At 74.5% G+C, this 23,616-nt stretch carries 2 protein-coding genes; both read left to right on the forward strand.

Annotation, left to right across the window (positions count from 1 at the left end; all coding sequences use genetic code 11):
* Position 1: 1 nt before the first annotated feature.
* Positions 2-11,695: an SDR family NAD(P)-dependent oxidoreductase gene (locus ACZ4WQ_RS15210; protein WP_468022220.1), complete on the forward strand. Its 11,694-nt coding sequence runs from the start codon at positions 2-4 to the stop codon at positions 11,693-11,695.
* A gap of 45 nt (positions 11,696-11,740) precedes the next feature.
* Positions 11,741-23,614 carry an SDR family NAD(P)-dependent oxidoreductase gene (locus ACZ4WQ_RS15215; RefSeq protein WP_468022221.1) on the forward strand — a complete coding sequence of 3,958 codons (11,874 nt, stop codon included), beginning with the start codon at positions 11,741-11,743 and terminating at the stop codon, positions 23,612-23,614.
* The last annotated feature ends 2 nt before the right edge of the window (positions 23,615-23,616 follow it).

Genomic DNA, 23,616 nt, shown 5'->3' on the forward strand with positions numbered 1-23,616 from the left:
AATGCCGTCCACGGAAGACAAGCTGCGCCAGTACCTCAAGCGGGTCACCCTCGACCTGGGCGAGGCCAGACAACGCCTGCGCGAAGCGGAGCAACGCCACCACGAGCCCATCGCCATCACCTCCATGGCCTGCCGCTACCCCGGTGGCATCGCATCCCCGGAGGCCCTGTGGGACCTGGTCGACACCCGCGCCGACGCCATCGGCCCCTTTCCCACCAACCGCGGCTGGGACCTCGCCGCCCTCTACCACCCCGACCCCGACCACCCGGGCACCAGCTACATCCAGGAGGGCGGCTTCGTCCACGACGCGGATGAATTCGACGCCTCCTTCTTCAACATCAGCCCTCGTGAAGCCCTCGCCATGGACCCCCAGCAGCGGCTCCTCCTGGAAACCGCCTGGGAACTCCTCGAACGCGCCCATATCGACCCCACCGCCCTCAAGGGCTCTTCCACCGGCGTCTACACGGGCTGCGGCGTGCCCGGCTTCGGCACCCCGCACATCGAGAAGAGCGCGGAGGGCTTTCTGCTGACGGGCAACGCGCTCAGCGTGGTGTCCGGCCGGATCGCCTTCACCCTGGGCCTGGAGGGTCCGGCGGTCACGCTGGACACGGCGTGCTCGTCGTCGCTGGTGGCGATGCATCTGGCGGTCCAGGCGCTACGGCAGGGCGAGTGCGATCTGGCGCTGGCCGGCGGTGTGACGGTCATGTCGACCCCGAACGTGATCACGGAGTTCTCGCGGCAGCGCGGCCTGGCCCCGGACGGGCGGTGCAAGCCGTTCGCCACGGCGGCCGACGGCACGGGCTTCTCCGAGGGCGCGGGCCTGGTCCTGCTGGAACGGCTCTCCGACGCCCGCCGCAACGGACACCACGTGCTCGCCGTCATCCGGGGCTCGGCCGTCAACCAGGACGGCGCCAGCAACGGGCTGAGCGCCCCCAACGGGCCCTCGCAGCAGCGGGTGATCCGCCAGGCTCTGGCCAACGCCGGGCTGGCCGCGGTCGAGGTGGACGCGGTGGAGGCGCACGGCACGGGCACCACGCTCGGCGACCCGATCGAGGCGGAGGCACTGCTGGCCACCTATGGCCAGGAGCGGCCGGAGGACCGCCCGCTGTGGCTGGGCTCGATCAAGTCGAACATCGGCCACACCCAGGGGGCCGCCGGGATCGCGGGTGTCATCAAGATGGTCATGGCACTGCGCCACGGCACCCTGCCCGCCACCCTCCACGTCGACGAGCCCACCTCGCATGTGGACTGGAGCAGCGGCGCGGTGCGCCTGCTCACCGAGCCGGTCGACTGGCCGACCGCGGAACGCCCGCGCCGGGCAGGCGTCTCGGCATTCGGCATCTCCGGCACCAATGCCCACGTCATCCTGGAAGAGGCCCCTGAGGCACCGGAACCCGACACGGATGCGGCCGAACCGGTCGTCGTGGGCGGCGTGTTGCCTTGGGTGCTCTCGGCCCGTACCCAGGAGGCGCTGGCCGAGCAGGCGCGCCGACTGGCGGGGGCCATCGCGGACACTCCGGGTATCTCGCCGACCGAGGTGGCCTGGTCGCTGGCCACCACCCGCGCCACCTTCGACCACCGCGCCGTGGTCACCGGAACCGACCTGCCGGGGCTCACCGCCGCGCTGGAGGCCCTGGCCACCGGCGGCGGACACCCCCACCTCGTGCGCGGGGCCGCCCTGGACATCCAGGACGGCCCGGTGTTCGTCTTCCCTGGTCAGGGCTCCCAATGGGCCGGCATGGCCGTCGGCCTCCTGGGCTCCTCCCCCGCCTTCGCCAGCAGGATCGCCGCCTGTGAAAAGGCCTTGGCCCCGTACGTCGACTGGTCGCTCACCGCCGTGCTGCGCGGCACGGACACCACCACCGACCCCCAGCGCGTCGATGTCATCCAGCCCACCCTCTGGGCCATGATGGTCTCCCTGGCCGGTATGTGGCAGGACTTCGGTGTCACTCCGGCCGCCGTCATCGGCCACTCCCAGGGTGAGATCGCGGCCGCCTGCGTGGCCGGAGCCCTCACGCTTGAGGACGCCGCCAAAGTCGTGGCCCTGCGCAGCCAGGCCCTCCGCGCCCTCGCCGGACACGGCACCATGGCCTCCCTCACCCTCACCGCCGACCACACCGCAAGCCTCCTGGCCGACCTGGGTGAGACTGCCGAGGACGTCGCCATCGCCGCCCACAACGGCCCCCGCTCCACCGTCATCTCCGGACCCCCCGACCAGATCGCCACCGTCCTCACCGCCGCCGAGACCCAGGGCGCCCGAACCCGCACCATCGACGTCGACTACGCCTCCCACAGCCCCCACGTCGACCGCATCCGCGACACCATCCTCGACCGGCTCTCCGGCCTCGCCCCCGCCACACCCACCATCCCTTTCTACTCCACCGTCACCACCGAGCCACTGGCGGACACCCCGCTGGACGCCGAGTACTGGTTCACCAACCTCCGCCACCCCGTCCGCTTCGCCGACACCCTCACCGCCCTCCTGGCCCACCGCCACCGCCACTTCGTGGAAGTGAGCCCGCACCCCGTCCTCACCCCCGGCATCCAGGACACCATCGACGACGCCGACATCCCCGCCACCACCATCCCCACCCTCCGCCGCGACCACGGCACCCCCCACGACCTCGCCGACGCCCTCGCCCACGCCCACACCACCGGCCTCACCATCGACTGGCGGCCCTGGTATCCCGTCACCCCGTCCACCACAGCCGACCTGCCCACCTACCCCTTCCAGCGGCAGCGCCACTGGATGGCGGCCGGCCGCCCGGCAGGCGACGTCAGCGCCGCCGGACTGCGGCCGGTGGCACACCCTCAGCTGTCGGCCGCGACGGGCCTCGCCGACGGCGGGCTGCTGCTCACCGGGCGGCTTCCGGCGGCCGGTGACGCGGGCCGGCTCGGTGAGCAGACGGTCGGCGACACCGTCCTGCTGCCCGGCACGGCGCTCGTGGAGTGGGCCCTGCGGGCGGCCGACGAGGCGGGCTGCGGCGCGGTCGAGGAGCTGACCCTCCAGGTCCCCCTGGTCCTCTCCCCCGCCTTTGAACTGCGCGTCCAGGTCGTGGTTGACGCGCCCGACGGGGATGGGCGGCGCGGCATACGCGTCTGTTCCCAGCCCGCGTCCGGCACACCGGAGGGGCCCGAGGGGCGGGACGCCTGGACCTGCCATGCGACGGGCACCCTCGCCCGCGAAACAACGAACGGGACGGAGCTGACCGGCGCCTGGCTCCCGGCCGGGGCCGAGCCCGTGGACACCGCCGACATCGCCGAGCTGTACGCGCGCGCCGAGGCCGAAGGTCATCGGTTCGGCCCCGCGTTCCAGGGCGTCCAGGCGGTGTGGCGGCACGGCTCCGATCTCTTCGCCGAGGTGACCCTGCCCGACGGGGCCGAGGAGAGGGGCGAGGAGTTCGGCATCCATCCCGCGCTGCTCGAAGCCGCCCTGCACCCGGTGGCGCTGCACGACCTTCACTCCGACGCCCCGCGGTGGCTGCCGTTCGCCTGGCGCGGTGTGTCCCTGCACGCGGGCGGCGCACGGAGTGTCCGGGTCCGGATCCGGTCGCTGGGGCGGGAGGACAGCGGGGGCCGCGAGTTGGGCGTCGTCGTCGCGGACGCGACCGGCGCCCCGGTGCTGGACGTGGATACGGTCGCGCTGCGTCCCGCCGACGGCGACTGGCTGAAAGCCGCCGAACGACACGCCGCGGGCGGCCTGTTCACGGTGGAGTGGACGCCGCTGCCGCCGTCGGAGGACCGTCCCGAGCCGGAGGAGGCCGAGGCCGGCTGGGCCACGCTCGACGCCCTTCCTGCCGCGGCGCGCCCCTTCGGCGGGCGCCGGTACGCCGACCTGGCCGCGCTGCTGGCCGCGGTGGAGGGCGGAGAGCCCGCGCCGCCCGTCGTCCTCGCCACCGTGGCCCCGAATCCCGACCCCGACGCGGACCTGTCCGCGGTCCGGCACACGCTGGGCCTTGTCCAGGGCTGGCTTGCGGAACCTCAGTTGCGGGACTCCCGGCTGGTGCTGATCACCTCCGGCGCGGTAGCGGTCGGCGACGGCGAGGGGCCGGTGGACCCGGCAGGCGCGGCCGTCTGGGGCCTGGTCCGGGCAGTCCAGAACGAACACCCGGGCCGGTTCACCCTGGTCGATGCCGACGCGGACGGGGACGGGAAGTGGGCCGAGGCGGTCCGCCGGTCGCTCGACGCCGACGAGCCGCAGATCGCGGTCCGTTCGGGCGCGGTGTCGATCCCCCGTCTGCGGCGCGCCGTCGAACCGACCGACGCGGCCGCCGAGGTCGATCTGTCCGGTGGCACGGTGGTGGTGTCGGGCGGGACGGACCCGCTGGGCGGCGCGGTCGCCGAACACCTGGTGCGGGCGTACGGCGTGGCGCGTGTGCTGCTCCTCTCCCCCGGGGGCGGCCAGGATCCCGAAGCGGCCGCGCCGGCCGAGCGGTTGACGGCGCTGGAGGCGGAGGCGAAGACCGCCGCCGTCGATGTGGCCGACCGCTCCGCGCTGGCGGAGGTTCTGGCCTCCGTACCCGAAAGCCGTCCGCTGGTGGGCGTGGTGCATCTCGCCGGGGCGGCCGACGGCGGGCCGGTGGAGTCCTGGGACGACGAGCGGCTGACGCGGGCCTGGGCGCCCGCCACCGAGGCGTGGCATCTGCACACCCTCACCCGCGATCTGCCGCTGCGGCTGTTCGTGGTGGTCTCCTCGGCCGCCGACCTCGTAGGCGGCCCCGGCCGGGCCGGTCACGCCGCCGCCAACGCCCGCGCCGACGCCCTGATCTCCCATCGGCGAGCCGCCGGGCTCCCCGGCCTGAGCGTGGCCTGGGCCCTGGAGGAGCGGGCCGCGTCCCACGCCCCGCGCCTGCTCGACGCGGCGTTCTCCCTCCCACACCCCGCGGTCGTGGCCGCCGACCTCGACACCGCCCGGTCGACCGCCGCGGCCAACTCGGCCGCCGTGGTCCCCGCGCTGCTGCGCGCGCCCGTTCGGTCCGGCCGGCGCCGCGCCGCGGAACGCCAGTCGGCGTCCCCCGCCCTGGCCGCACGCCTCGCCGGTCTCGACGCCTCGGGACAGCGCGATCTGCTGCTGGAGATGGTGCGTCAGATGGCCGCCGTGGTCCTGGGCCACTCCTCCGACACGTCCATCAGGCCCGAGGCCGCCTTCAAGGAGCTGGGCTTCGACTCCCTCATGGCCGTCGGGCTGCGCAACCGGCTGTCCGATGCCACCGGGCTGCGCCTGCCCTCCACCCTCGTCTTCGACTACCCCACCCCCCAGGCCCTCGCCGGCCATCTCCTGGAGCGGCTGACCGCCACCGCGTCCGCCACCGCCTCGCCCCTCATCGGGCGGGGCCGGTCGGCTCGCGCCGCGGACGACGACCCCATCGCGGTGGTGGCGATGGCGTGCCGCTTCCCTGGTGGCGTGACCTCGCCCGAGGGGCTGTGGGACCTGGTCTCGGCGGGGGAGCATGTGGTCGGGCCGTTCCCCACCAACCGCGGCTGGGATCTGGCCAATCTGTTCCACCCCGACTCCGACCACCCCGGCACCAGCTACGCCTCCGAGGGCGCGTTCATCTACGACGTCGAGGGCTTCGACGCGGCCTTCTTCGGCATCAACCCCCGTGAGGCCCTGGCGATGGACCCGCAGCAGCGGCTCGTCCTGGAGACCGCCTGGGAGGCCCTGGAGCGCGCCGGGATCGACCCGCACACCCTCAAGGACAGCCTGACCGGCGTCTACACGGGCGTCATCTACCACGACTACGCCACCGGCCTGCCCGCGGGCGACCCGCGTCTCGACGGCTACACGATGCTCTCCACCATCGGCAGCATCATCTCCGGCCGCGTGGCCTACACCCTGGGGCTTCAGGGCCCCGCCGTCACCGTCGACACCGCGTGCTCGTCGTCCCTGGTGTCCATGCACCTGGCCGCCCAGGCGCTGCGGCAGGGCGAGTGCGACCTGGCGCTCGCGGGCGGCGTGACCGTCATGGCCACCCCCGATCCGTTCACCGGCTTCTCCCGGCAGCGCGGCCTGGCGCCCGACGGACGGTGCAAGCCGTTCGCCGCCGCGGCCGACGGCACCAGCCTGAGCGAGGGGGCCGGGCTCGTCCTGCTGGAACGCCTCTCCGACGCGCGCCGCAACGGCCACCGGGTGCTCGCGGTGGTGCGCGGCTCGGCGATCAACCAGGACGGCGCGTCCAACGGGCTGACCGCCCCCAACGGCCCCTCCCAGCAGCGCGTCATCGCCCAGGCCCTCGCCGGAGCCGGCCTGACCACCGCCGACATCGACGCCGTCGAGGCCCACGGCACGGGCACCACGCTGGGCGACCCCATCGAAGCACAGGCCATCCTGGCCACCTACGGACAGGACCGCCCCGACGACCGGCCGCTGTGGCTCGGCTCGGTCAAGTCCAACATCGGCCACACCCAGGCGGCCTCCGGCATCGCCGGAGTCATCAAGATGATCTCCGCCCTGCGCCACGGCCAACTGCCCGCCAGCCTCCACATCGACGAGCCCAGCCCGCACATCGACTGGGCCGACGGAAACGTCCGGCTTCTCACCGAGCCCGTCGACTGGCCCGAGACCGGCCGCCCGCGCCGGGCCGCCGTCTCCTCCTTCGGCGCCTCCGGCACCAACGCCCACCTCATCCTCGAACAGGCCCCCGACCTCCCCGAACCCCGGCCGGCGAGCGACACTCCCCCGCCCGGACCCGTGCCCTGGCCGCTGTCGGCCCGCGACGACCGGGCCCTGCGCGAACAGGCCGCGGCGCTCGCCGAACACCTCGCCGCGCGCCCCGATCTCCCGGTCGGCGAGGTGGGCTGGTCCCTGGCCACGACACGGGCGGTGTTCGAGCGGCGGGCCGTGATCGTCGGGGACGGCCGCGAGGAGCTGACCGCCGCCCTGGAGGCGCTGGCCGGCGGGGAGCCCCACCCCGGCCTCGCCACCCCCGGCGGCGCAGCCCCGGACACCCCGGGCAAGACGGTGTGGCTGTTCTCCGGGCAGGGCAGTCAGCGCCCCGGCATGGGCGCCGAGCTCCACCGGCGATTCCCCGTCTTCGCCGGGGCCTTCGACGAGGTGTGCGCGCTCCTGGACCCCCACCTCGACCGCCCGCTGCGCGACGTGGTCTTCGCCACCGACCCCGAACTCGGCGACCTGATCCACCACACCACCTACACCCAGGCCGGGCTGTTCGCCCTCCACATCGCCCTCGCCCGCCTTCTGACGGCCATGGGCCTGGCCCCCGACGCCGTCGCCGGACACTCCATCGGCGAGATCTCCGCCGCCCACCTCGCGGGCGTCCTCTCCCTGGAGGACGCCGCCCACCTCGTCGCCACCCGCGCCACGCTCATGGGCAACCTGCCGGCCGGCGGCGCCATGGCCACCGTCAACGCCGACGAGGAGGAGGTCGCTGCCACGCTGGCCGACTTCCCGGAGCTGGCCATCGCGGCGATGAACACCCCCGGCCACACGGTGATCTCCGGACCCGCCGACCAGGTCGCCACCGTCACCGCCGTCTGGCGGGACCGGGGCCGCAGGACCCGCTCCCTCCCGGTCTCCCACGCCTTCCACTCCCCCCAGATGGAGCCCATCCTCACCCCGTTCGCCGAGGCCATCGGCCACCTGGACTTCCGCCTGCCCCGTATCCCCCTCATCAGCAACCTGACCGGCGAACCCGCGGACGAGGACATCGCCACCCCCGACTACTGGGCCCGGCACATCCGCCGCCCCGTCCGCTTCCACCAGACCATCACCCATCTCGCCGCGGACACGGCCGTCTTCCTGGAGCTGGGCCCGGCCCCGGTGCTGACCCACGCCGTCCACCACACCCTCCCCGAGGAGACCACCGCCACGGCGCTCGCCACGCTCACCGGCAAGCAGTCCGACGTCCGGGCGCTGGCCCACGGCCTGGCGTCCCTGCACACCACCCGGGCCCCGCTGGACTGGACGCCCTGGTATCCCACCGACCCGGCCCCCCGAGTGGTCGAGCTGCCCACCTACCGCTTCCAGCGCAGGCCGTACTGGATCGCTCCCCGCATCTCCTCCGTCGCCGCCACCGGCGGCACCGGCCTGGACCATCCGCTGCTGGACGCGGCGGCGCCGCTGGCGGACGGCGGCCTAGTTCTGGGCGGCCAAATCCCGGCGGCGGACCACGACGGCTGGCTCACCGAACACACCATCGCCGGGACCGTGCTGCTGCCCGGCACCGCACTCCTCGAACTCGCCCTCAGCGCGGCCGAGCACACCGACAGCCCGCACGTCGAGGAGCTTCTCCTCCAGCACCCGCTCGTCCTCCACCCCACGGGCCCGCTCGACCTCCAGGTCGTCGTCGGCGCCGACGACGACGACCGCCGGAGCCTCGCCGTCTACACCCGCCCGCAGTCCGGCCCGGCGGCCGAGTGGACCCGGCACGCCACCGCCACGCTCTCCGGCGAACCCGCGGTCGACCGGGCGGCGCCCGAAGCTGAGACGGCCTGGCCGCCCCCGGGCGCCGAGCCCGTCGACATCACCGGCTTCTACGACCACGCCGCGGCGGACGGCTACGACTACGGACCCGCCTTCCAGGGGCTTCAGGCGCTGTGGCGCCATGGCGACGACCTCCTCGCCGAGATCGCCCTGCCCACCGCGGACGCCACGGACGCCACGGGCCACCCCGCCGAAGCCCTCGCCGTCCACCCCGCCTTCCTCGACAGCGCGCTCCATCCCCTCGTCGCCGTCACGGACACCTCGGACGGCAAGGTCTGGCTGCCGTTCTCCTGGAACGGCGTCACCCTCCACGCCACCGGCGCCACCCACGCCCGCGTCCGCATCACCTCCCGCGACAGCGAGCACAGCCTGACCCTCACCGACGCCACCGGCCGGCTCATCCTCACCGCCGAGGCCGTCACCACCCGGCCCATGGCCCTCGATGCTCCGCAAAAACTCTCGTCCGAAGGCCTGTTCACCCTGGAGTGGACGCCCGCCTCGCCCCTGGCCGACGAGGCCACACCGGCCTCGCGAGCGGTCTTCGCCGAGGCACCGGTCGCGGAGGGCGACGGTGAACTGGAGGCCGTACAGGCGGCGTTGACGCAGCTACAGGAGTGGCTGGCCGAGCCGCGCCCCGACGACGCCCGTCTGGTGATGGTGACCCGTAACGCCGTCGCCGTGGACGAGGAGACGGACGTCGACCCCGTCGCGGCGGCCGTCTGGGGTCTGGTCCGCAGCGCCCAGACGGAGAACCCCGGCCGCTTCGTCCTCCTGGACACGGACACGGACACAGACACGGATCCGGAGTCGGACAGCCAGGTGGCCGACGCGGTCCGCTGCGCCGTCGACCTCGACGAACCGCAGGTGGCGCTCCGCGGCGGCCGGATTCTGGTGCCCCGGCTCGTCCGCGCCACCGCCTCGGCCACGCTCGTACCCCCCGTCGGCCAGGGGGCCTGGCGGCTGGACGCCGCAGGCACCACGGGCACCGCGACGCTCGACTCCGTGGCGCCGGTGCCCTTCCCCGAGGCGGAGGAGGAGCTGGCGCCCGGACGTGTGCGCATCAAGGTGCGGGCGGCCGGTGTCAACTTCCGCGATGTCCTGATCAGCCTCGGCATGGTGCCCGACCAGACCCGCATCGGCGGCGAGGGCGCGGGCGTCGTCCTCGAAGTGGCCCCGGACGTCACCACGGTGGTCCCGGGCGATCGCGTCCTGGGGGTCTTCGACGGCGCGTTCGCCCCGGTCACCGTGGCCGACGCGCGGATGGTGACCCGGATGCCGGAGGCCTGGGACTTCTCCCGGGCGGCGGCCGTCCCCGTGGCGTTTCTGACCGCCTGGTACGGCCTGGTGGAGCTCGGCCGCCTGAGGGCGGGCGAGTCGGTCCTCGTCCACGCGGCGGCGGGCGGCGTGGGCATGGCCGCCGTGCAGATCGCCCGCCACCTGGGCGCCGAGGTGTACGCCACGGCCAGCCCCGGCAAACACCATGTCCTGGAGGCCATGGGCATCGACGAGACCCACCGCGCCTCCTCCCGCGACCTCGACTTCGAGAACGCCTTCCCGAAGGTCGACGTGGTCCTCAACAGCCTCGCCGGTGACTTCATCGACGCCTCCCTGCGCCTGCTGGCCGACGGCGGCCGCTTCCTGGAGATGGGCAAGACCGACCTCCGCGACCCCGAGCAGGTGGCCAAGGACTTCGCCGGGGTGGACTACCGCGTCTACGACCTGGTCTCGGACGCCGGGCCGGAGCGCGTCGCGCGGATGCTGGCGACCCTGGTGGCCCTGTTCGACGCGGGGGCCCTGACCCCGCCCCCGGTCCAGACGTGGCCGCTGCCCAAGGCGCGTCAGGCGCTGCGCCACATGAGCCAGGCCAAGCACACCGGCAAACTCGTCCTGACCATCCCGCCGGCCCTCGACCCCAACGGCACCGTCCTGATCACCGGCGGCACCGGCACCCTCGGCGCCCTCATCGCCGAACACCTCGTCACCACCCACCACATCACCCACCTCCACCTCCTCAGCCGACGCGGCCCTGATGCCCCCGGCGCCCAACAACTCACCGACAAACTCACCGCCCTCGGCGCCACCGTCCACATCACCGCCACCGACACCTCGGACCTCCCCGCCCTGCGGCAGATCATCGACACCATCGACCCCGCCCACCCCCTCACCGGCGTCATCCACACCGCCGGCACCGTGGACGACGCGATGATCACCTCCCAGACCCCCGACACGCTCCACCGTGTCTGGGCCGCCAAGGCGACCGGCGCCGCCAACCTCCACCGGGCCACCGAGCACCTCCCCCTCGCCATGTTCGCCCTCTTCTCCTCCGTCTCGGGCACCCTCGGCAACCCGGGGCAGGCCAACTACGCCGCCGCCAACGCCTACTGCGACGCCCTCGCCTCCCGGCGGCAGCACGCCGGTCTGCCCGCCGCCTCCATCGCCTGGGGCCTGTGGGCCGCCACCAGCGATATCACCGGGCAGCTCAGCGAGGCCGATGTGGCGCGGATCGGCCGCACCGGCGTCACGGCGCTGGCCACCGACCACGCGCTGGCGCTCTTCGACGCGGCACACCGACACGGCGACCCGCAGCTCGTGGCGCTCAACCTCGACGTACGCGCGCTGGCCGCGCAGCCGATCGCCGGTCTGCCGCCCGCGCTACGGGCCCTGGCCGCCCGCCCGAGCGGGGCCACGCGGCGCGCCGCCGCGGCCACCCAGCGCCCCGACGACTGGACGCGCCGGCTCGCCGGGCTCCCGGAGGCCGAGCAGCGGCAGCAGCTGCTCACGCTGGTGCGCGGCCATGCCGCGACCGTGCTCGGCCACGCCGACGCCGAAGGCGTACGGGAGGACGCGCCGTTCACGGATCTGGGCTTCGACTCGCTGACCGGCGTCGAGCTGCGGAACCGGCTCTCGGCGGCGACCGGGCTCCGGCTGCCGGCCGCGCTGGTCTTCGACTTCCCCTCGGCCAGGGCGCTGGCCGACCACCTGCGCGGCCTGCTCGTGCCGGACGGGGGGTCGGCGGCCCGGGGCGGGGTGGACCCCGTGCTGGGCGAGCTGGCGAAGCTGGAGTCCACGCTGTCGGCGCTCGAGCTGCCCGAGGCGGACGCGCGGGCGGTGACAGATCGGCTTGAGGGTCTGCTGGCCCAATGGAAGGCGGCGTCCGCGCCGTCGGCCGAGGACAGCGCGGCCGACCGGCTCACGCTCGCCACCGCCGACGAGGTGCTCGCGTTCATCGACAACGAGCTCGGCACCTCGTGACAGCTCAGTTGCCCGCCCCGACACGTATGAAGGTCGTGACTTCACATGCCGGATGAAGACAGGCTTGTCGACTACCTCAAGCGTGTGGCGACGGACCTGCACGACACGCGGCGGCGCCTGCGCGAGGTGGAGGAGCGGCACCAGGAGCCCATCGCCATCACCGCGATGACGTGCCGGTTCGCCGGCGGGGTGGATTCGCCCGAGGCGTTGTGGGACCTGGTGGCCTCGGGGGTGGACGCCGTCGGGCCGTTCCCCACGGACCGCGGCTGGGACCTGGACGGTCTGTATCACCCGGACCCCGACCACCCCGGCACGACGTACACGCGCGAGGGCGGGTTCCTGCACGACGCCGACACGTTCGACGCGGGCTTCTTCGAGATCAGCCCGCGCGAGGCACTGGCCATGGACCCGCAGCAGCGCAAGCTGCTCGAAGTGGCCTGGGAGCTGTTCGAGCGCGCCGGTCTCGACGCGACGAGCCTTCGGGGCAGCCAGACCGGTGTCTTCGTGGGCGCGGCGACCATCGGTTCCGCCACGTCGGGCGTTCCCGTCCGCAAGGAGACCGAGGGGTACGCGGGCGTCGCGCCCAGCATGCTGTCGGGCCGTTTGTCGTACGCCTTCGGCCTGGAGGGTCCCGCGCTGACGGTGGAGACGGCCTGCTCGGCGTCGCTGGTGGCCATGCATCTGGGGATGCACGCACTGCGGCGGGGCGAGTGCCGGCTGGCGGTGGCCGGTGGTGTGACGCTGATGGCCTCGCCCGCGGTGTTCACCGGCTTCGCCCGTCAGCGCGGCCTGGCGCCGAACGGGCGCTGCAAGCCGTTCGCGGCCGCCGCCGACGGCACGGGCTGGGGCGAGGGCGTCGGGCTGGTCCTGCTCGAACGGCTCTCCGACGCCCGCCGCAACGGACACCCGGTGCTGGCCGTCATCCGGGGTTCGGCCGTCAACCAGGACGGCGCGAGCAATGGCATCACCGCGCCCAACGGGCCCTCCCAGCAGCGGGTCATCCGTCAGGCGCTCGTCAACGCCCGCCTGTCGTCCGCCGAGGTGGACGCGGTGGAGGCGCATGGCACGGGCACCCGGCTCGGCGACCCGATCGAGGCCGACGCGCTGCACGCCACGTACGGCCACCAGCGCCCGGCGGACCGGCCGCTGCTGCTGGGCTCGGTCAAGTCGAACCTCGGTCACACCCAGGCGGCCGCCGGGACGGCGGGCGTGATCAAGATGGTGATGGCGATGCGGCACGGGGTGATCCCCGCGACGTTGCACATCGACGAGCCGACGCCGCACGTGGACTGGGGCTCGGGCGCCATCCGTCTGGTGACCGAGCCGGTGGACTGGCCGGAGACCGATCACCCGCGCCGGGCCGGGGTGTCGTCGTTCGGCGTCTCCGGGACCAACGCCCACCTGATCATCGAGCAGCCGCCCGAACCCGCCGAGGCGGTCCAGGGCGAAAGCGACCCGGAAGGCACGGAAGGCACGGGAGAGGCGGAGGTGGCGCCGCGGGCCGTGGTGAACGGCGGCGTGGTGCCGTGGTTGCTGTCCGCGCGGGACGAGGCGGCGCTGGCGCAACAGGCGCGGCGTCTGGCCGAGGCGGCGGAGCGCGATCCGGCCGCCGGTGCGGCGGAGGTGGGGTGGTCTCTGGCGACGGCGCGGGCCCGGTTCGAGCACCGGGCCGTGGTGGTGGGCGCGGACCGTGCGGCGCTGCTGGGCGGGCTGGCGAAGCTGGCCGCCGACGAGCCGGATCCGGCGGTCGTCACCGGTACGGCGGGCCCGGTCGGCGCGGGCCCGGTGTTCGTGTTTCCCGGCCAGGGCGCCCAGTGGCCGGGCATGGCGCGCGAACTCCTGGACTCCTCGCCGGTCTTCGCCGCCCGGATCGCCGAGTGCGAGCGGGCTCTGGCGCCGTATGTGGACTGGTCGCTGACCGCCGTGCTGCGCGGCACGGACCGGGCGACGGACGCCGGCCGGGACGATGTGGTGCAGCCGGTGCTGTGGGCCATCCACGTCTCGCTGGCCGCCCTGTGGCGGAGCTTCGGGATCGTCCCGGCGGCCGTCGTCGGGCACTCCCAGGGCGAGGTGGCCGCGGCGTGCGTGGCCGGGGCCCTCTCCCTCGACGACGCCGCCAAGGTCATCGCCCTGCGCGTACAGGCTCTCCGTCCCCTGATCGGACACGGCGCCATGGCCTCGGTCTCCCTCGGCGCCGAGGAAACCGCCGGGCTCCTCGCCGAGCTGGGCCCCGACGCCGGGGACGTGGCCGTCGCCGCCGTCAACGGCCCGCACGCCACGGTGGTCTCCGGGTCAGCGGACCGGGTGGCCGCCGTCCTGGACACGGCGCGGGAGCGTGGCGCGCGCACTCGCGCCATCGACGTCGAATACGCCTCCCACGGCCCTCATGTGGACCGCATCCACGAGGATGTGGTGTCCGCCCTGCGCGAGGTGACACCGGCCGAGTCCGAGATCGCGTTCTACTCCACCGTCACCGCGGAGCGGCTGAACACCGCGCGGTTGGACGCCGAGTACTGGTTCGAGAACCTCCGCCGGCCGGTCCGTTTCGCCGACGCGGTGGGCCGTCTGCTGGGCGACGGATACCGGGCCTTCATCCAGTGCAACCCGCACCCCATCCTGTCCACGAGCCTCCAGGACATCTTCGAGGAGTCCGGCACCCCCGCCGCCTCTCTCGCCACGCTGCGCCGCGACCACGGCGGCGCACACCAGCTCGCCCTCGCGCTCGCCGATGCCCACACCGCGGGTCTCGAGGTCGACTGGCGCCCGTGGTTCCCGGCCGGGCCCGCGCCCCGCGCCGTCGAGCTGCCCACCTACCCCTTCCAGGGGCGGCGGTACTGGATACCCGCGGACGGCAAGGGCACAGGGGATGTGTCCGCCGCCGGGCTGCGCGCCGTCGACCATCCGCTGCTGGCCGCCGCGGTGAGCCTGCCGGACGGCGGCATGGTGCTGACCGGACGCCTCTCGGCGGCCGCGGGCGGGGGCTGGCTCGCCGACCACGTCGTCGGCGACACCGCGCTGCTGCCCGGGGCGGCCATGGTCGAGTGGGCGCTTCAGGCCGCCCACGAGGCGGGCTGCGCCGCGGTGGAGGAGCTGGCCCTCCAGGTCCCGTTCGTCCTGCCCGCCTCGGGGGCGCTGCGCGTACGTGTCGCGGTGGGGCCCGCCGACGACGAGGGCAGGCGGACGGTCGATGTGCACTCCCGCCCCGACGAGCTCGACACGGAGGCCCCCGACGGGTGGGCGTGCCACGCCATGGGCGTCCTCGCGCCCGAGGGCGGTGAGTCCCCGTCGAACGCCACGGCCGCTCTCTGGCCACCGCCGGGCGCGGAACCGCTGGACGTCGCGGACTTCTACGAACGGGCCGTGGCCGGCGGCTACGGCTACGGGCCCGCGTTCCGCGGCCTGTCCGCGGCGTGGCGGGACGGCGCCGATCTGCTCGCCGAGGTCGCGCTGCCCGAGGCGGCCGGTGAGGGCGCCGACCGGTTCGGCGTCCACCCGGCGCTGCTGGACGCCGCCCTGCACCCGACGCTCCTCGACGGCGGCCGCCAGGACGCCTCGGACACCGGACAGGTGTGGCTGCCGTTCGCCTGGAGCGGTGTGTCGCTGTGGGCCACGGGGGCGCGCCGCGTACGGGTCCGTATCTCCCCGGAGGGCAACGGGCGGCGGATCTCCCTGACCGACGAGACGGGCGCTCCGGTCCTCGACGCCGCGTCGGTCGCCGCTCGCCCCACCGGCGTCGCCGAGCTGCGGGCCCTTGGGAAGCGCGCGGCCGAGGGCCTGTTCGTCGTGGACTGGGTGCCCGCGCGGGGCGGGACCGGCGACGATTCGGCCCCGCCGGACGCCGATTGGGCGGCGGTGGGCCATGGTGGCGCACCGCTCGCCGGGGTGGCGGAACACGCCGGCCTCGGCGCGCTGCTCGCCGCGGTGGACGATGGGACCCCGGTGCCGACGGTTGTCCTCCACCCGGTGACAGCGACGGCCACCCCCGACGACGGCCTCGCCGCCGTCGGGGGCGTGCTGGCTCTGCTCCAGGAGTGGCTGGCCGAGCCGCGGTTGCTGGACTCCCGGCTGGTCCTGGTCACTTCCGGTGCCGTGACCGCGGGCGGGGACGAGGGGGCGGTGGACCCGGGTGGCGCGGCCGTGTGGGGTCTGGTCCGTTCGGTCCAGGCCGAGCACCCGGGCCGGTTCACCCTCGTCGACGTGGGCGATGGCGACGCGGACGGTGAAGCGGGCCTCGTCGGGGCCGTACTCCACTCCTTCGACGCGGACGAGCCGCAGGTCGCCGTGCGCGCGGCCGGGGTGCTGGCGCCACGTCTGGTCCGCGCCTCTCCGACGTCAGGGGCCGGAGCCCCGGAGCTGTCCGGTAGCACGGTGCTGGTGTCGGGCGGTACGGGGGTGCTGGGCGGCGCGGTCGCCGAACATCTGGTGCGCGCGCATGGCGTGGAGCGGGTGCTGCTCCTTTCCCGCAGCGGCCCCGAGAGCCCCGAAGCGGCCGAACTGGTCGAGCGGCTCGCCGCGCTGGGCGCCCACGCGGAGGTGGCGGCGGTCGACGTGGCCGACCTCGACGCGCTCGCCGGGGCGCTGGCGGCGATCCCCGACAGCCACCCGCTGCTGGGCGTGGTTCACTCCGCCGGGGTGACCGAGGACGCCCTGGTGGAGTCCTGGGACACCGGCCGACTCGGCCGCGTATGGGCGCCCAAGGCCGTCGGCGCATGGCATCTGCACACCCTCACCCGGGAGTTGCCGCTGCGGATGTTCGTGGTGTTCTCCTCCGCCGCCGGCACGGTCGGCAACTCCGGCCAGGCCGGATACGCGGCGGCCAACGCCTGGACCGACGCCCTGATCGCGCGTCGGCGCGCCGACGGACTGCCCGGCACCTCGGTCGCCTGGACCCTGTGGCAGCAGACCTCCGCCATGACCGAGCACCTCACCGAGGCCGACCTGTCCCGCCTCGGCGCCCTCGGCATGCGCCCCCTCGCCACGGCTCGTGGCCTGGGGCTGCTCGACGCGGCACTCCATGTCACCCACCCCCTGGTGGTGGCCGCCGACCTCGACGCCACCAGGCTCGGCCCCGACAGCCCCGCCATGCTGCGCGCCCTGGCCAGGCCGGCCCGGCGCCGTGCGATGGAACACCGCGCCACCGGCCCCGCACTGGCCGGCCGGCTGGCCGGTCTCGACGAGCCCGCACGGCGCGAACTGCTGCTCCAGACGGTGCGGCAGCTGGTCTCGGTGGTGCTGGGCCACTCCTCCGACGCGTCGATCCGGGCCGAGGCCGCCTTCAAGGAGCTGGGCTTCGACTCCCTGACCGCCGTCGAGCTGCGCAACCGCCTGGCCACCGCCACCGGGCTGCGCCTGCCCGCCACCCTCGTCTTCGACTACCCCACCCCCCGGGCCCTGGCCGACCACGTCCTGGAGCGCCTGACCGCCACCGGCTCCCCCGCGCCGCGCCGTGCCGGCCGGTCCGGGACCGGCGCCGCCGACGAGCCGGTCGCGGTAGTGGCGATGGCGTGCCGCTTCCCCGGCGACGTGACCTCGCCCGAGGGGCTGTGGGACCTGGTGGCGTCCGGGCGGCATGTGCTCGGCCCGTTCCCCACCAACCGCGGCTGGGACCTGGCCAATCTGTTCCACCCCGACCCCGACCACCCCGGCACCAGCTACGCCTCGCAGGGCTCGTTCATCTACGACGCCGACGGATTCGACGCCGCCTTCTTCGGCATCAACCCCCGCGAGGCCCTGGCCATGGACCCCCAGCAGCGTCTCATTCTGGAGACCGCCTGGGAGACGCTGGAGCGCGCCGGCATCGACCCGCACACCCTCCGGGACAGCCTGACCGGCGTCTACGCGGGCGTCATGTACCACGACTACGGAGCCGGACTGCCCCCGGGCGACCCCCGCCTGGACGGCTACGCCGGTCTCTCCGGCACCAGCAGCATCATCGCCGGACGCGTGGCCTACACCCTGGGCCTCCAGGGCCCCGCCGTCACCGTGGACACCGCCTGCTCGTCGTCCCTGGTCTCCATCCACCTCGCCGCCCAGGCCCTCCGCCACGGCGAGTGCGACCTGGCGCTCGCGGGCGGCGTCACGGTCATGGCCACCCCTGACGTGTTCGCGGGCTTCTCCCGGCAGCGCGGTCTGGCCCCCGACGGACGGTGCAAGCCGTTCGCGGCCGCCGCCGACGGCACCGGCTTCGGCGACGGCGTCGGCCTGGTCCTCCTGGAGCGTCTGTCGGACGCCCGGCGCAACGGACACCGGATTCTGGCCGTCGTCCGCGGTTCGGCGGTCAACCAGGACGGCGCGAGCAACGGGCTGACCGCGCCCAACGGCCCGTCACAGCAGCGGGTGATCCGCCAGGCCCTCACCACCGCCGGACTCGGCCCGGCGGACGTGGACGCCGTCGAGGCCCATGGCACGGGCACGACGCTGGGCGACCCGATCGAGGCGCAGGCCCTGCTGGCCACCTACGGCCAGGACCGCCCCGGCGGCCACCCGCTCCGGCTCGGCTCGATCAAGTCGAACATCGGGCACACGCAGGGCGCCGCCGGTGTCGCCGGTGTCATCAAGATGGTGATGGCCCTGCGCCACCGTACGCTGCCCGCCACCCTGCACATCGACGAGCCCAGCCCGCACGTCGACTGGGCCGACGGGAACGTCAGGCTCCTCACCGAAGCGGCCGACTGGCCCGAGACCGGCCGCCCGCGCCGCGCCGCCGTCTCCTCCTTCGGCGCCTCCGGCACCAACGCCCACCTCATCCTCGAACAGGGCCCGGACCTGCCCGAGCCGCGGCCCGCGACCGACGCTCCCCCGCCCGGCCCCGTGCCCTGGCCGCTGTCCGCCCGCGGCGACCAGGCCCTGCGCGCCCTGGCCGCCTCCCTCGCCGACCGGCTGGGAGCCGACGACACCACGCCGGTGGCGGACGTGGGCCGGTCGCTGGCCACGGCGCGCGCGGTGTTGGAGCGGCGGGCCGTGATCGTCGGCGGCGACCGCCGGGAGATGACCGCCGCTCTCGACGCCCTGGCCCAGGGCCGTCCCCACCCGGACCTGATCACCCCGCCCTACGCCGCGCCCGCGGCGGGGCAGACCGTGTGGCTGTTCTCCGGGCAGGGCAGCCAGCGCCCCGGCATGGGCGCCGAACTGCACGCGCGCTTCCCGGTCTTCGCCGACGCGTTCGACGAGGTCTGCGCGCTGCTCGACCCCCACCTGGACCACCCCCTGCGGGACGTCGTCCTCCACGGCCGCCCAGAACCCACCCTGCTCAACCACACCACCTACACCCAGGCCGGACTCTTCGCGGTCCAAGTGGCCCTGGCACGGCTGCTGGAGACCTTCGGCGTACGGCCGGACGCCGTGATCGGCCACTCCATCGGCGAAATCACCGCCGCGCAGGTGGCCGGAGTCCTCTCCCTGGAAGACGCCTGCCGGCTGGTCGCCGCCCGTGCCACCCTCCTCGGCAACCTCCCGCCCGGCGGCGCCATGACCGCCGTCGAGGCCACCGCCGACGAGATCACCGAGCACCTCGCCCCGTACGACGGCCGGGTCACCATCGCCGCCCTCAACGCCCCCACCAGCACCGTCATCTCGGGCCCCGCGGAACTGGTGGCCGAGGCGGGCGCGGCCTGGAAGGAACGCGGCCGCAGGACCAAGGCCCTGACCGTCAGCCACGCGTTCCACTCCCCGCTCATGGAACCCGCTCTCGAAGACTTCCGCCGCGCCATCGCCGACCTGGAGTTCGCCCAGCCGAACACCCCGCTGATCAGCAACCTCACCGGCGAACCCGCGGGCGAGGACATCGCCACCCCGGACTACTGGGTACGGCACATCCGCAGGCCCGTACGCTTCCACCCCGCCGTCGCACACATCGCGCCGAGCGCGGCGGTGTTCCTCGAGGTCGGCCCGGACGCCGTACTGATCCCCGCCGCCCAGGCCACCCTCGACGCGCTCGATGACGCGCTCGATGACGCGCCCGCGCACGCTCCTCTGCTCGTCCCGGCGCTGACCCGTAACCAGCCCGACGTCCAGGGTCTGGCGCACGCCCTGGCCCGGCTGCACACCCACACCCCAGTCGACTGGCGCCCCTGGTTCACCGGCCGGCCCGCCCCGGACACCGTCGACCTGCCCACCTACCCCTTCCAGCACCGGCCCTACTGGCTCACCGGCGGGGCCTCGGGCCCGGCCGCGGCCGGTTCCACGAGCCTGGACCACCCGCTGCTGCGGACCGCCGCGCCGCTGGCCGACGGCGGCATGGTGGTCACCGGCCACATCCCTCCCGCCGACCACGCCGGATGGCCCACCGAGCACACCATCGCCGAGACCGTCCTGCTGCCCGCCACCGCGCTCCTCGAACTCACCCTCCACGCCGCGGACCACACCGACACACCCCACATCGACGAGCTCCTCCTCCAGCAGCCCCTCAGGCTCGACCCCGCCCGCCCGCTCGCGCTCCAGGTCATCGTCAGCCCGCCGGACGACACCGACCACCGCACCGTCCACGTCTACACCCGCCCGGAGTCCGACCCCACGGCGGAGTGGACCCACCACGTCACCGCCACTCTCACCGGCGAGCCCACGGCCGAGCCGCCGACCGCCGAAGCAGGGGCGGCCTGGCCGCCCCCGGGAGCCGAACCCGTCGACATCGACGGCTTCTACGAGCGGGCCGCCGCGCGCGGCTACCGCTACGGAGCCACCTACCAAGGGCTGCGAGCCGCCTGGCGACACGGCGACGAACTCCTCGCCGACATCGCCCTCCCCACCTCCGACACCGCCGATCACACCCCCGACACCCTCACCGTCCACCCCGCACTCCTCGACGCCGCGCTCCACCCCCTCATCGCCACCGCCGACAACCCGGCCGGTGAGATCTGGCTCCCCTTCACCTGGAGCGACGTCACCCTCCACGCGACCGGCGCCACCCACGCGCGGGCCCGCATCACTCCCCGAGGCGGCAACGAGTACCGCCTCACCCTCACCGACACCACGGGCGCGCTCGTCCTCACCGCCGACACCATCACCACCCGGCCGCTCGACACCGCGCGCCTGCGGAGCGCCGACCCGAACGACGGTCTGTACGAGGTGCGTTGGACCGCCTTGCCCACCCCGGCGGGACCGGAGAGGACCACGGCGGGCGACTGGGCGGTGCTCGGCGACGGCGGACCCACCAAGGCCGTCCCCTCGCTCACCCGCTATCCGGATGTCGCCGCGCTCGCCGCGGCCCTTGACGACGGCGCACCGGTGCCACCGGTCGTCCTGACCAGCTCACCGGAGTCCGACGGCGGGGACGGCGACGCGGTGGTGGCGCGGGTCCTGGCGACGGCACAGGAATGGCTGGCCGAGCCGCGGCTCGACGGGGCCCGGCTGGTGATCGTCACCCGCGAGGCCGCCGCCGTGGACGAGGAGACGGACGTCGACCCGATAGCGGCGGCCGTCTGGGGTCTGATCCGCAGCGCCCAATCGGAGAACCCCGGCCGCTTCACGCTGCTCGACCTCGCCGGACGCGACGCCGGCACGGCACCCGACATCGCGGGAGTGGTGCGCGCGGCCCTCGACGCCGACGAATGGCAGGTGGCGGTGCGCGACGGGAAACCGTTCGTACCGAGGCTGACGGCCGTGGAGGCGACGGCCGGTATCGCCCTGCCCGTCGGCGCGCCCGCCTGGCAGCTGGTCGTGGCGGAGGACGGCGCGGGCACGGTGGACAGCCTGGTGCCCGAGGGCAGTCCGCACGTGCTGGAGCCGTTGGCGCCGGGTCAGGTGCGGATCGCCGTGCGTGCCGCGGGCGTCAACTTCCGCGATGTGATGGTGACCCTCGGCGTCGTGCCCGACCGGCGGGGCCTGGGCGGCGAGGGCGCGGGCGAGGTGCTGGAGGTGGCTGCGGATGTGACGTCGGTGGCCGTCGGCGACCGTGTCATGGGCCTGTTCGAGGGCGCCTTCGGCCCCATCGCCGTCGCCGACGCCCGCGCCCTGGTGCCGATCCCGCCCAGCTGGACCGACCAACAGGGCGCCGCCGTACCCATCGCGTTCCTCACCGCCTGGTACGGGCTGGCGGACCTGGCCGGACTCTCGCCGGGCGAGTCGGTCCTCATCCACGCCGCCACCGGCGGCGTGGGCACGGCGGCCGTGCAGATCGCCCGCCACCTGGGCGCCGAGGTCTACGCCACCGCGAGCCCCGCCAAACACCACGTACTGGAGGCCATGGGCATCGACGAGACCCACCGCGCCTCCTCCCGCGACCTGGACTTCGAGCACGCCTTCCCGAAGGTCGACGTGGTCCTCAACAGCCTGGCAGGCGAGTTCACCGACGCGTCTCTGCGGCTGCTGGGCGACGGCGGCCGGTTCCTGGAGATGGGCAAGACCGACATCCGCGACCCGGATGAGATCGCCGCGACGCACCCCGGCGTCCGCTACCGCGCCTACGACCTCGTCTCCGACGCCGGTTTCGACCGCGTCGCGGAGATGCTGCGTACGCTCGCCGACCTCTTCACCCAGGGGACCCTGACCCCGCCCCCGGTGCAGGCATGGCCACTCGCCAGGGCCCGCCAGGCGCTGCGCCACATGAGCCAGGCCAAACACACCGGCAAACTCGTCCTGGACATCCCCCGCACCCTCGACCCCCACGGCACCGTCCTGATCACCGGCGGCACCGGCACCCTCGGCGCCCTCATCGCCGAACACCTCGTCACCACCCACCACATCACCCACCTCCACCTCCTCAGCCGACGCGGCCCCCAAGCACCCGGCGCCCAACAACTCACCGACAAACTCACCGAACTCGGCGCCACCGTCCACATCACCGCCACCGACACCACCGACCCCCACGCCCTGCGGCAGATCATCGACACCATCGACCCCGCCCACCCCCTCACCGGCGTCATCCACACCGCGGGCATCGTCGAGGACGCCGTCCTCACCTCCCAGACCCCCGACACCCTCCGCCGCGTCTGGGCCGCCAAGGCCACGAGCGCCGCCAACCTCCACCGGGCCACCGAGCACCTCCCCCTCGCCATGTTCGTCGTCTTCTCCTCCGCCGCGGGCACCCTGGGCTCCCCCGGGCAGGCCAACTACGCCGCCGCCAACGCCTACTGCGACGCCCTCGCCACCCGGCGGCGCCACGCCGGTCTCACCGGCGTGTCCATCGCCTGGGGCCTGTGGGCCGCCACCAGTGGGATGACCGGCGGGCTCAGCGAGGCGGACCACGCCAGGATGAGCCGTTCCGGGATGGTGCCGTTGTCCTCGGAGCATGCCCTGGCGCTGTTCGACGCGGCGCGCGGACACGGTGCGGCGCAGCTGCTCGCCGCCCGGCTCGACGCGGCCGCGCTGTCCGCCCAGCCCGCCGAGGCGCTGCCGCCGCTGGTCCGCTCGCTCGCGGGCACCCGCGCCCGGGCCGTCCGACGGAGTGCGGTGGCGCCGGTGGCCGATCTGTCCGGCCGGCTGGCGTCGATGGGCCCCGCCGAGCAGCGGGCGCTCCTGCTGGACCTCGTCAGGGTCCACGCGGCCACCGTGCTGGGGCACACGGACCACGACGCGGTGTCGATGGACACGCCCTTCAAGGATCTCGGGTTCGACTCGCTGACGGCGGTCGAGCTGCGCAACCGGCTCACCATGGTGACGGGGCTGCGGCTGTCCGCGGCGTCGGTGTTCCGCCACCCGACGCCGTCCGCCATGGCCGAGCACCTGCTGGGCGAGCTGCGCCCGGCGGGGGACGGCGCGGCGGCGCCCGTACTGCGGGAGCTGGAGCGGCTCGAGGCGGCGGTGGGCGAGGTGCGGCCGGAGGGCGAGACCGGTGCCCAGCTCGTCAAGCGGTTGCAGAACCTGCTGTGGCGGCTGGGTGACGGTGCCGAGGCGGTCGATCACACCGTCGACGGCGAGGCGTTGGAGTCGGCGTCGGACGACGAGATGTTCGCGCTCATCGACCAGCAACTGGGCTCGTCCTGACG

The sequence above is a fragment of the Streptomyces sp. NPDC028305 genome, from assembly GCF_055569495.1.